The organism is Sulfurimonas autotrophica DSM 16294 (genome assembly GCF_000147355.1).
Taxonomy (GTDB): domain Bacteria; phylum Campylobacterota; class Campylobacteria; order Campylobacterales; family Sulfurimonadaceae; genus Sulfurimonas; species Sulfurimonas autotrophica.
Map to the genome: position 1 here is coordinate 142945 of NC_014506.1, position 11962 is coordinate 154906.

Genomic DNA, 11962 nt, shown 5'->3' on the forward strand with positions numbered 1-11962 from the left:
GCTTAAAAACTACATCCTCTATGTGCATACTTATGAATGACATCTAAAAAGGTGTCAGCCACATACTTTGCATCATCCATACTCATTGTTTGATTACAGGGTATAGAGATTTCCGAGCGGTAAAAATCATTGGCAACGAGGAGAGAAGTCTCACCAAATTTTTCTTTGTAAAAACTATTTTGATAGATAGGTTTGTAATGGACTTGTACACCTAAACCTCTTTTTTGAAGCTCTTGAAATATATCCTCTTTTGGACATTGAAGTTCAGGGTTTAAGATAATAGGGTAGAGGTGTCTTGAACTTATAGAATTCTTTGGAATCTTTTGCGTGATAAACAACTTTTCACTTTTAAATCGTTCATCAAAGTAGTTAGCTATTGCATTTCTTTTGCGTATAAATGCATCAAGCTTGTTAAGTTGAGAACTGCCAAGCGCTGCAGCTACTTCTGTCATACGAAAATTGTAGCCCATGCTTACCATATCTGAATTCCAAAACTCTTTTTTTACCATTCCATGAGAACGGTAGAGTTTTAAAGCTGTAGCATATTCTTCATTGTCAGTAAGTACTGCACCTCCTTCACTTGTAGTTATAGGCTTAATAGCATGGAAACTAAAGATATTCATATCTGTAAAAGAGCCTATCTTTTTACCATCTATAGAGGAGCCAAGAGCATGGGAAGCATCATCGATGAGTAGTAGATTATATTTTTTGGCAATCTCTTTTATCTGTTGTATTTCTACAGGTTTACCCGCAAAGTCAACTACGACAATGGCTTTTGTTCTTGGTGTAATAAGTTTTTCAATTTGTTTTTCATCAATATTGCCATCAAGTTTTATATCACACCAGATGGGAGTAGCACCCAAGGTAACAAACATATTTGAAGTGGCTACAAAGCTGATAGGAGTTGTAATGATTTCATCCCCCTCTTTTATTCCACAGACACTATAAGTAGCACTTAACGCTGAGGTCGCTGAGTTAAAGGCTACGGCATATTTTGCCCCAGCGTATTGGCATAAATCATTTTCAAATTGAGCAACTTTTGGACCCTGTGCAAGTAAATCACCTTTGAGAGTATCAACAACTGCAGTAATATCAGCATCATCAATAAGTTGTGTAGAGTAACTGAGCATCTACTTTTCTTCTTCTTTGGCTATCTGAAGTTTTTGGAGCAATTCCTCATGAGAAAGCCATATGGTATTTTCTTTTGAATTATATTCAAATCCTTGTTTGACACTTTTTCCATACTCTTCTAATGTATTTTTTGTATAGTCTATTGGTGCGGAGAAAGTGATACTTGGCTTAATGACAAAATGATCATGAAATTCTAAAGTAAGATGAGAATCATCAAGAGGACACATTACTTCATGAAGTTTTTCACCTGGGCGAATACCTATAATATTTTGTGGAAGATTTGGGGCTATTGCTTTTGCCATATCTGTCATCTTCATTGAGGGAATTTTAGGAATAAATATCTCACCACCCTGCATTCTTGCAAAGTTTTTTAAAACAAAATCAACACCTTCTTGCAGAGTAATCCAAAAGCGCGTCATATTGGGTTCTGTAATAGGCAGTGAAGTCGCTCCCTCTTTGATGAGCTTTTCAAAAAATGGTATTACAGATCCACGTGAACCTAGAACATTTCCGTAGCGAACAACGGAAAATTTAATATCATGATTTCCACGTAAATTATTAGCTGCAACAAAGAGTTTGTCTGAAACAAGTTTACTTGCACCATAGAGGTTAGCAGGACTTGCTGCTTTGTCGGTTGAAAGAGCTATAGTGTAAGGCACTTCATTATCTATACATGCATCAATAATATTTTGGGCACCCATTACATTTGTTTTAATACATTCCATTGGATTGTATTCTGCAATAGGGACATGTTTGAGAGCTGCTGCATGAACAACAAAATGAACATCTTTCATCGCTTTTTGTAGACGAGGTAAATCTCTTACATCTCCGATGAAATAGCGCATGCAGTCATGATTGTATTTTTGTGCCATCTCAAACTGTTTAAGCTCATCCCTTGAATAAATAATAATTTTATTAGGTTCATATCTATTGAGTATAGTTCGTACAAACTGTTTACCAAAACTGCCTGTACCACCAGTTATGAGTATGTTTTTTCCATTGAGCATTCAGTTATCCATTAATAATTTGTCTCTTATTTAGCAATAATAGTTCCTCATTGTAAAGATTAATTATTTTTACTATTTGCTTCTGCATCAATCATCATCTGAAGTGATGAAAACTGAGAGTTTATTCTGCTAATCATCGCATCATAGGCGATAAATTTTTTCTGTAGTATTTCATATCTGTTATCTAGACTGTCAGTTTGACGAGTATGTTGTTCTACAAGACTATCTTTTTCGCTTTTTAATTGATCTGAAAAGTTACTCATTAGTTTTTTATAACCGAGATAATCATTCATTTTATCATTGAGTGTTGTGAAAACTCCATCTGTTGTTGAATCACCACGGAAAAATAACTCCATACCGGATGGATCAGAAGCAATTTTTGCATTTAATGTGGACGTGTTTAAACTCATAACTCCATGTCTATCTATATCAATACCGTAGTCAATTAAAGAGTTTCCATTACTTCCTGCAACTTCAGTTACGACACTAGAAATCTCTCTAGAGATAGACTTGACAAAGCTTTCTCCATTAAAAATACCTACAGCACCGGTTTCTCTATCAGACTTAGTCATATCGTCCAGGTTTGATATAAGTGCATTATAACTTGAAACAAAAAGTGACATTTCACTTGATATTGCTGTTGTGTTTTGAGCGATACTTATGTTTGCATTATCTGTCGCTGCTTGATCTTGGTTAAGTGTTATTTTCACACCGTTGAGAAGATCTGATATCTCATTTGTAGATCTAGTAATCGTGATACCATTATAGTCAAATGTTGCTTCTTTTGCTGGCTGGATATTGTTGAGGTTGAGTGAAGTTTTTAAACTTTTGGCATTTGCATCACTATCATCATTTGTATCACTAAAGGTGATAGCTTGATTGGTTGTATCAGAAGTGATAGTCAATTCATAAGAACTCTCACCTGTTTGGAGTATAGAAGCTGTTACTTTATCTCCGGCTGCTTCGTTGATTTTGTCTCGTACAGTCTCGAGTGTATCAGCTGAAGTGTAGTCTACATCAAAAGTATTTCCATCCGTTGTAAGAGAGAATGTACCACTCCCTAAGTCTGTAATTGCTTTTGTTTTATCAGTAACTGTAGCTGCATTCCAAACATCTTTTTGTGCTATAGAGACATTGGTGATGTTAAAGTTAGATACATCTGAGCCGCTCTCTGCTGTAATTGTTACTGCATCAGTGTTTCCACTTACAGCACGTCCAAGATAAGTGTTTTCACTGCTAAGGGTTGAAGCACTACTTTTGAATGTTGTCATAAGTGAATCAAGAAGTTTGTATGCATCATCTTTTTGATTTGAAAGAGTTATTTTGTTTTCTAAGGGTTTAATGATACTAGCTTCATCTGCTGCACGTAGTTTGTCTAAAACATCTGCGGTTAAAACCTGAGAACCGATTCCAAGTGAGTTTATGCCAGCCATAATAAATCCTTTTGTATACCTAATTATTAGCTCTATATCGGCTATTTTTTAAATATATTTAATTTTAGTATTTTACTAAAAAATTGCTAAAGAAAAAAAATGCCTTGTCGATATATTTCACATAAATAAAGAAATTGACAAAGGATTGAATATGTATGCAGGGACAGCTTATAATACTTATGCACAAAACAACGTAGGAATAGAATCGCCAAAAAAACTTATAGAGATGTTGTATGAGGGTGTATTGCGTTTTAACGCACAGACAAAAAAAGCGATTAATGACGGAAATACTGAGAAAAAAGTTTATTGGGTTAACCGTTCAATATCCATTATTTCCGAACTCATTTCTATTTTAGATATGAAAGAGGGGCAAATATCAGAATACCTAGAAGGGCTTTATTCGTATGAAATTAAGCTTTTAGGTGCTGCAAGTCTGGAAAATGATGTGAGCAAAATAGATGAATGCACAAATGTATTTAAAGGGCTTTTGGAAGCGTGGAGAGAAAGTACGGATGTGGATTAAGCAACTTAAGATTGCTCTCGTTCAGCAAGATTTAAAGCAAGTAAATGATTTGTTGGACAATATCCCTTTGTTTAAAAAAAAACAGGAGATGTTGGAGGCTTCTTGTTTGCTAAAAGAGGCGGCTAATATTTTCACAATATTGAAAAATGAAACAGCATTGTCGATGAAACAAATTCAAAAAAATAAGGATTTTCTAAATTCTACACAAGCAGATGCGACTGCCAAATTTGACATCACTTCTTAGACTTTTTTACTTATACCGAATTTTAAACTTCTTATGGTGTACTCACTTACCACTGCACCTTTTCGCATGTTTAGTATATGCTCTACAGTATCGGCAATGTCTGATGCGAACAGTTTCTCATCTTCTTTTTGACTTGTCTCAAACCGTAGTTCATCATAAAAATGACTTTCAGTCATATCAGGATTGATGTTTGTGATGCTGAGTGCACTTTTTCTTGTTTCTTCAAAGAGTGCGTCGCCAAAGGCTTTGAGACCTGCTTTTGTAGCAGAGTAAACAGCTGCAAATTTGCTCGCACGCAGGGCTTCGATGGAGTTAATGTTGATGAGGTAACCTTCGTTTTCTTTGAGTGAACGCAGAAGTGCATTTGTAAGTAACATTGGTGCTGTGAGATTTACAAAGGTCATACTACTGATGATGTTTACATGTAACTCTTCATGCGGTTCAAAACGACCGAATCCGGCACAGTTTATAAGTATAAATATATCTTCTTTTTTTAATTTTTCGCATAGCTTTATTGTATCTTTTTCTTCTGCAAGATTACATGTAACGGCGCGAAAATATGCATGGTTAAAATCATCATCTTTTATGCTTCTGCTAACACCTATAACTTCAAACCCAAATGTTAGCAATTTGTTTGTTATTGCTTTTCCTATGCCGCTGCTTGCGCCTGTAACTATAGCTGTTTTCAAATTTTACTCCACAATTTTGATATACTACATGTATGAAAAATATTTACATAACAGACCTGGATCACACATTTTTACGGACTGATTTGTCTTTGAGTGATTATACTAAAAAAATATGGAACTCGTATGCCTCTGAGTCAATTTTATCTATTGCAACGGCAAGAACATATAAAAAAACGGTACAATTTTTAGAAGGTGTTTCAGTAAATGCACCTATGATACTGCTGGATGGTGCGCTCATTGCTACGATGGATAAAAAAATTATAGATACAAAATTTATCGCTAAAGATACTGCTGATGAGATTATAGATGAGGGTGCAAAACTTGGTATTTACCCTTTTGTGCTTTCTTTGGTTGATAATGAACTTAATGAGGCATTTTCTTATTCTACGGCACTTAACAACTATCAAAGTGAAATCATCAAACGCTATGTAAATGACGATCATACACAGTCTTTTAAAGATTTAAGAGCCATGCAAAATAATTTCAAAATTGTTTATATGGGGGATGAGACTCTTTTGAGAGAATTAGAATCAAATTTAAAAGTAATATACGAAGATAATTTAAAATTCATTTTAGCTCCTGAAGCTTATGTCGGCTGCTATTTTTTGACCATCCTACATAAAGATGCCGACAAATCTCACGGCATACAGAGTGTGAGCGAAGCAGCCGGTTTTGATTTGAAGAAGCTAACAGTATTTGGCGATAATTTTAATGACATCGGTATGTTTGAACTTGCAAATACTTCAGTTGCAGTCGCAAACGCCCAAGAGGGTGTAAAGCGTCGAGCGGATATAGTGTTAAAACATACGAATGATGAAGACGGAGTGGCGAAGTATCTTGCGGAGGTTAAAAATGCATAAGCAGTCAAGTTTTTTGGCTATGATTATTATAGGTGTGTTATTTTTTATATTTGGTTTTGTGACATGGCTCAACGGCTCGCTGATTCCCTATTTAAAAGTTATATGTGACTTAAATGAGTTTGAAGCACTTTTTGTTACCTTTGCTTTTTATATTGCTTATACTGTAATGGCTTTGCCGATGGCTGTGATTTTAGAAAAAACAGGGTACAAAAAAGGGATGGCACTGGGACTTTTTGTGATGAGTTTAGGCTCTTTGCTTTTTATTCCTGCAGCTCTTAGCGGTGAATTTTTAGTTTTTTTAGCGGCACTTTTTACACTTGGAACAGGACTGACAATACTGCAAACCGCTTCAAATCCCTACATAGTTTTACTTGGTCCTATAGAATCAGCAGCTATGCGCATAAGTATAATGGGACTTATAAACAAAAGTGCAGGTGTTTTGGCTCCGCTGCTTTTTACGGCATTAATACTCTCAGATATTGGCTCAAGCTCTCAGCTGGTAAGCACAAATACGCAAGAACTGGCATACAAACTTATAAAACCCTACATCATTATGTCAATTATGCTTTTAGTTTTAACGCTGTTTGTCTGGTTCTCCTCTTTGCCTGAATTGGAATTTGAAGATGATCCTTATGATGATGAAAATATTTTTGGTTTTCCTCGTGTCGTTTTAGGTGCTTTGGCACTCTTTTTTTATGTAGGTATAGAAGTTATTGCAGGTGATACCATAGGGCTTTACGGGCAAAGTCTGGGCATTGCCAATGCAACAGCACTAACTGCTTATACTATGAGCTTTATGGTTGCGGGCTATCTTGTAGGCGTCTTTTTTATACCGAAGTTTTTATCGCAGGAAAAAGCACTTGTTTCTTCTGCCCTTTTAGGCATTTTTTTCTTATTCGGGGTGGCTTTTAGCTCTACAACCGAGTCACACATCATCACAGGGCTCCCTGACAGTGTGGCCTTTGTGGCAATGCTGGGTCTTGCAAATGCACTTGTCTGGCCGACTATCTGGCCTTTAGCACTGCAAGATTTGGGCAAACATACGGCTAAAGGAAGTGCACTGCTCATTATGGCAATAGCCGGAGGGGCAGTTTTACCGCTTGTCTTTGGAAAAGTGGCACAAATAACGGCAGATATGCAGATGTCATATCTGGTCGGTATTGTTTGTTATGTAATGATCTTATTCTATGGACTTAAATGGCATAAAATGACGGGTTGGAGAGCATAGTATGTATGCACTTAAGCAGTTCGACAATGGCTTTGAATATTTAGAAGTCAAAAATGAATCTGCCTATGCAAAAATAGCCCTGCAGGGTGCGCATATATTCTCATACAAAGTAAAAGAGCAAGAAGAATTTCTTTGGCTGAGTGCATCAAGCAAATTTGAAAACGGCAGTGCTATTCGGGGCGGTATTCCGATTTGCTGGCCGAGATTTGGCAATCTTGATGACACTTTGCCTCAGCATGGATTTGTAAGAGTGTTTTTGTTTGAACTTGAAAAAGTTCAAGAGTTAAGTTTAGAACAGACAAAAGTTTATCTACGCCTGCAAGAGAGCGAAAAAAGTCGTAAAATATGGGATTTTAAATTTGAATTACAAATAATATTTACCATAACAAATAGGCTGAAAATTGAGATGATAACAACCAATACCGATACAAAAGCATTTTTTCTGACACAGGCTTTTCATACATATTTCCAAGTCTCAGATATCCACAATATCATTATTGAAGGCTTAAAAGGGAAAACATATCTTGATATACTGGATAATGAAAAAAAAGTACAAAAAGAAAATTTGAGAATAAATCAAGAAGTTGACAGGGTGTACGAAAATGTAAGTAATGAAATAATTTTACATGATTTGAAAAAAAAGACAAGTATTAAAAGTGAAAATTCATCCTCCGTCATTATCTGGAATCCATGGATTGACAAATGTAAAACTATGAGTGCGATGGATGCTCAAGGGTATAAAAAGTTTGTATGTATTGAGAGTGCAAATGCTTTTGATGATTTTCAAATCATTAAGCCTAAGGAAACTTACTCCTTGGAAGTAATATACACTTAACAAGGTTTTTTTATTCTTTTTAGTATAATGACATCATTAAAAAAAGAAGGAAGTAAGAGTGAAAAAAAGTATACTATTTATTTGTGGTGTGATTATGTCTATGCAGTTACATGCAACGGACGACACACTAAGCAGTGAGGGGAGTCATTTTCTTGGTGGGACGGCATTGGGTGCTGGTGCAACAGCAGTAGTAAATCAATTTGATGAATATAAACAAAACCGTAAGATAATAGGCTTTGGGATTAGTGCAGTATACGGCGTAGTCGACCAAACAATTCAGTATATCGAAGATGGCAATGCCGGCGGACAACTTCTTGACCTTGGTGCGCATCTTCTTGGTTCAGCTCTTGGAGCTTGGGTAGCTGATGAATACATCTTATCACCTATAGTACAAGAATCAGAAACTGAAGGCAAATACCTGGGATTGGCTATGAATTACTCTTTTTAAAGAGTTTCAATACAATAGACTAAGATATAATTGCATATGGAATTTAATACAAACGATACAAAGATTCTTTTAAATATTATGAAAAACAGACGCGATGTGCGAGGAAATCATTTTTTAAATACAGAGATAGAAGATAAAAACCTTCAACTTATACTAGAAGCTGCCTTAACTGCCCCCTCTGTAGGCTATTCTCAACCCTGGAAATTTATAGTTATAAAAGATGAAAATATAAAAGAAGAAATTTTGAATAACTTTCAAAATGAAAATGAAAAAGCAAAAGAGATTTTTAAAAACAAAAATTTATACCAAAAATTAAAACTTGAAGGTATTAAAGAAGCACCTATTAATATTGTTGTTTTATACGATGAGAGCGCTGAAGATATTTTAGGAATGACCAGTATGAAAAGTATGGGTGAGTATAGCGTTGTTTGTGTTATTCAAAATATGTGGTTAATGGCAAGGGCTTTAAATATTGGGCTTGGCTGGGTTAGTATCTTGAATGAACAAGAGGTTCTAAAGTCAATTAATGCACCTAAAGAAACAAAGCTTATTGCTTATTTGTGTGTAGGTTATGTAGATGAATTTTTTAAGTCTCCTGAGTTAAAGATGCTAGGTTGGGAAGAAGAGAAAAAATTCGATGAGTGCGTGAGTTTTATCTAGTATCTTTACATGTAATGGATTGAATATTTAAGAGGGAAATAAGTTGTTAAGAAAGTCTATGATACCCATCATTAAGGGATGGTGCGGATGAAAGGACTTGAACCTTCACACCTTGCGGCACCAGATCCTAAGTCTGATATCTATATATTATACCTAGTAATACCATGTTGTACATAGCCTATTTCTTGGGCTTCTATTAATATCATTATGCTATAGTGTTATATGGTTTTATATCTAAAACCGTACCCAAACCGTACCCTTCTTAAAAATAGGAATATAAATGGCACTAAACGATTCTTTAAAAAAAATTAATATATCTAGACTAGATACAACAGGATTATATCTAAAAGATGATTCTAATATTTTCTCTAAAAAAGAGATTAATAAAGATGATCTTAAAAAATTAGACTATGAATCTATCAGCATAGTACTCAAATTCTACTTTAGAAATAAACAAAAGAAAGAAACCGTATCTTATAATAATATAACTGGACTTCAAGCCATCAAAAAAGCAATAGCAACTAGAGCTGAACTAAAAGTTGAAATAGAAGAAACTGGAATAATTAAGAAAAAAGATTTCAAAACTTTAAGTGAGTACTGGGATGAGTATGTCTTTTATAAAAGTTCTATATGGAGTCCAGATACTAAAGTCACAAATACTACTTTTTATGACAAATGGATAAGAGAACAAATTGGTGAGATTAATTTTGAAAAAGTAACAACTAGGGATTTACAAGATATCGTCAATTTAATTCTAAGAAGCAGTAATCCTAAAACTAAAAAACCTTATGCTACTCGTACTGCTCAAAGTGTAAAGCAACAGATAAGAGCTCTTTATAACTATTTTATTAAATCGAACATAACTAAAATAAATCCAGCTATTAATATTGAGATACCAAAATTTGACAATACTATAGATTTTGAACTCAGTGATGATGAGCGTAAAAAACTTTTTGAAGCTATAAACAACTATGAACTAGCAAAATTTAAAGGGGTAATGCTTTTCTTATATTCCGGCAGACGTTTAAATGAAGTTCTAACACTAGATTGGCGCAATATACACTTTCATAAAAAAACATATACTATTGATTCCATATATGCGAAGAATAGACGAACTCTCGAGTTCCCTATTCCTCCAGTATTAGAAGATTTCCTATTATCTTATCATCCAAAAAAAACTGGTTTAATTTTTGTGGCTCAGAAAGACCCAAATAAACCTCTAAGTCAAGAAACATTTCGACGACACTGGAAAATAGTTATTGACAGATTAGATATAGATAAAATGCGAATACATGACACTCGCCATCTTCTAGGCAATACAATGATCAATAAAGGTTTTTCTTTGGAAGCTGTTGGTAAAACAATGGGACATAGCTCGGTGCATGTCACTACTAGATATGCTAAGACTAATCTAAATACTGTTAATAATGTTTTGAATGATTATTTTTAAGATTAAATGACTTAATAATTTTTATTAATATAAAAGTTGTATCACTTGATATATGGTTTAAATCAGACTACAGAACTATTTAGGACTTGTACGACTTATCGGACTTGTTTACACTACTATCACTTCCTCTTAGAAAAATTAAATTTTGATATTTAAGTTAAGTTCAACTGTTAACATATTATAATATTTTAACTGCAACTTGAATATCCAAAGGACAAAATATTGAGTAAAATAACTTTTGATCACATTGGAAATCCTTCTCCATATAAAATCGTTCCTTTACTCAAGAGTGAATGTGAAGAGTATTTTGTTACTAATTTTGAAGATTCTCAAACACGACCTTTAAACTGGAAAAAATACAATATTTATTCGCATAGTTTGAAAAATTTACTTATGAAACCTCTTATCCAATGGCTAGCAGGGAGTTTCACTACAACGAAATTAAATCCAGAAGATATTGATTTAGTTAATTTTATTGAATATATAGATTTTAAAAGCGAACTAGCTAATTTTGATATGAATAGATCTAATCATTTTCCAAAAAAACAATATAACATTGATGGATACAATGTGCTTGTATTTCCTGAAGAACATCCTTATTATGTTAAAATGGTAGAAAGAAAAGCATATTGGAAAAAACAATTTGGATCTGATAGAGATAACAATCCAAAAGCATTAATTGAGGTAACATACACATGAAGTTAGAAGAACAACTTAATGATATAAAAAAAATGATTACCACCACTAAACAACTTTTAGTCGATCACCCTAGTGATGAAATGCTACTTTATATGCTAGCTCAAGATGAAGAATTATATGCCCTCTCTATTGCAAAGGCATACTCACGAATAATGCCATCATTTGATAATGCCGAAGATGTTATTAAAGCAATTTATTCGGAGAAACATAGCTCAGCTGTTGATCCTTTTCATATTGCTGATTTTTTAGGGATTAAAATCAAGAAAGATTTTCATCTTAGTGAAGGCATTGGTAAATGTGACTTCTATGAAGATCAAATTATTATTACATATAAACCTTCTAATCATTTTAGAGATAAGTTTACAATTGCACATGAGCTCGGCCATGTTTTTTTACATTTTTCCAAAGGATTAAGCCTTGAATTTACAGACTATGAAAGTGTTGTAGATGAACCTATAATTGCAAATAACACTAGTTATAAACCTGTAATATCCGCTGCAAGACTATCTGCTCAAACTGATGATTTTGAAAAAGAGCAAGAAGCAAATAATTTTGCTGGAGAACTTCTTGTCCCTCGCTTTATACTTGATAAAATTTTAAATAAACTTCCATCTGGAAAAGCTATCAATGCTTCACTTCTAAAAGATTTATTTCAAGTATCACGACCAGTAATCCGAATTTCACTTGTAGACTATGGACTTTTAAATAGTGGAAAAGTTCTCGACGATATTAATATACAAAATAGAGGATGGTAA

The 11962-nt window shown here is 34.0% G+C and carries 14 protein-coding genes; 10 read left to right on the forward strand and 4 right to left on the reverse strand.

Annotated elements, in window-relative coordinates; genetic code table 11:
- Nucleotides 1-2 precede the first annotated feature (2 nt).
- Genes pseC through fliD form a run of 3 tightly spaced genes read right to left on the reverse strand, consistent with a single transcriptional unit; the run spans nt 3 to nt 3571 of the window.
- Nucleotides 3-1130 (reverse strand): UDP-4-amino-4,6-dideoxy-N-acetyl-beta-L-altrosamine transaminase, encoded by a 1128-nt coding sequence (pseC, locus tag SAUT_RS00710; protein WP_013325947.1) that lies wholly within the window; start codon nt 1128-1130, stop codon nt 3-5.
- Entirely contained in the window at nt 1131-2138 is a 1008-nt protein-coding gene (pseB, locus tag SAUT_RS00715; protein ID WP_013325948.1) for a UDP-N-acetylglucosamine 4,6-dehydratase (inverting), read from the reverse strand. It abuts the gene before it with no gap.
- 59 nt (nt 2139-2197) lie between these two features.
- A complete protein-coding gene (gene fliD, locus SAUT_RS00720) occupies nt 2198-3571 on the reverse strand; it encodes a flagellar filament capping protein FliD (protein ID WP_013325949.1) in 1374 nt (457 codons plus the stop codon).
- A 151-nt stretch (nt 3572-3722) separates the two neighbouring features.
- Between fliD and fliS the strand changes: the two genes are divergently transcribed.
- Both fliS and SAUT_RS00730 read left to right on the forward strand, forming a co-directional pair.
- Nucleotides 3723-4094 carry a flagellar export chaperone FliS gene (fliS, locus tag SAUT_RS00725; RefSeq protein WP_013325950.1) on the forward strand — a complete coding sequence of 124 codons (372 nt, stop codon included), beginning with the start codon at nt 3723-3725 and terminating at the stop codon, nt 4092-4094.
- Entirely contained in the window at nt 4084-4338 is a 255-nt protein-coding gene (locus SAUT_RS00730; protein ID WP_013325951.1) for a hypothetical protein, read from the forward strand. The genes fliS and SAUT_RS00730 overlap by 11 nt, the downstream gene beginning before the upstream one ends.
- Here SAUT_RS00730 and SAUT_RS00735 read toward each other — a convergent pair.
- Nucleotides 4335-5027 carry an SDR family oxidoreductase gene (locus SAUT_RS00735; RefSeq protein WP_013325952.1) on the reverse strand — a complete coding sequence of 231 codons (693 nt, stop codon included), beginning with the start codon at nt 5025-5027 and terminating at the stop codon, nt 4335-4337. The two genes, SAUT_RS00730 and SAUT_RS00735, sit on opposite strands and share 4 nt — an antisense overlap.
- A 32-nt stretch (nt 5028-5059) precedes the next feature.
- On the opposite strand from SAUT_RS00735, the gene SAUT_RS00740 reads away from it, so the two are divergent.
- The 8 genes from SAUT_RS00740 (at nt 5060) to SAUT_RS00775 (ending at nt 11962) form a co-directional block, all read left to right on the forward strand.
- Nucleotides 5060-5887 carry an HAD-IIB family hydrolase gene (locus SAUT_RS00740; protein ID WP_013325953.1) on the forward strand — a complete coding sequence of 276 codons (828 nt, stop codon included), beginning with the start codon at nt 5060-5062 and terminating at the stop codon, nt 5885-5887.
- Nucleotides 5880-7115 carry a sugar MFS transporter gene (locus SAUT_RS00745; protein WP_013325954.1) on the forward strand — a complete coding sequence of 412 codons (1236 nt, stop codon included), beginning with the start codon at nt 5880-5882 and terminating at the stop codon, nt 7113-7115. The genes SAUT_RS00740 and SAUT_RS00745 overlap by 8 nt, the downstream gene beginning before the upstream one ends.
- Before the next feature lies 1 nt (nt 7116).
- On the forward strand, nt 7117-7950 hold the full coding sequence (locus tag SAUT_RS00750; RefSeq protein WP_013325955.1) for a D-hexose-6-phosphate mutarotase: 834 nt from the start codon (nt 7117-7119) through the stop codon (nt 7948-7950).
- 58 nt (nt 7951-8008) lie between these two features.
- The gene (locus SAUT_RS00755) at nt 8009-8398 is read left to right on the forward strand and encodes a hypothetical protein (RefSeq protein WP_013325956.1); all 390 of its coding nucleotides are present in this window, start codon (nt 8009-8011) and stop codon (nt 8396-8398) included.
- A gap of 36 nt (nt 8399-8434) precedes the next feature.
- Nucleotides 8435-9058 (forward strand): 5,6-dimethylbenzimidazole synthase, encoded by a 624-nt coding sequence (bluB, locus tag SAUT_RS00760; protein ID WP_013325957.1) that lies wholly within the window; start codon nt 8435-8437, stop codon nt 9056-9058.
- Between the two features lie 280 nt (nt 9059-9338).
- Entirely contained in the window at nt 9339-10508 is a 1170-nt protein-coding gene (locus tag SAUT_RS00765; protein ID WP_013325958.1) for a tyrosine-type recombinase/integrase, read from the forward strand.
- 222 nt (nt 10509-10730) lie between these two features.
- Entirely contained in the window at nt 10731-11207 is a 477-nt protein-coding gene (locus SAUT_RS10980) for a DUF6932 family protein (RefSeq protein WP_013325959.1), read from the forward strand.
- Nucleotides 11204-11962, forward strand: coding sequence for an ImmA/IrrE family metallo-endopeptidase (locus tag SAUT_RS00775; RefSeq protein WP_013325960.1), 759 nt, complete (start codon nt 11204-11206; stop codon nt 11960-11962). The genes SAUT_RS10980 and SAUT_RS00775 overlap by 4 nt, the downstream gene beginning before the upstream one ends.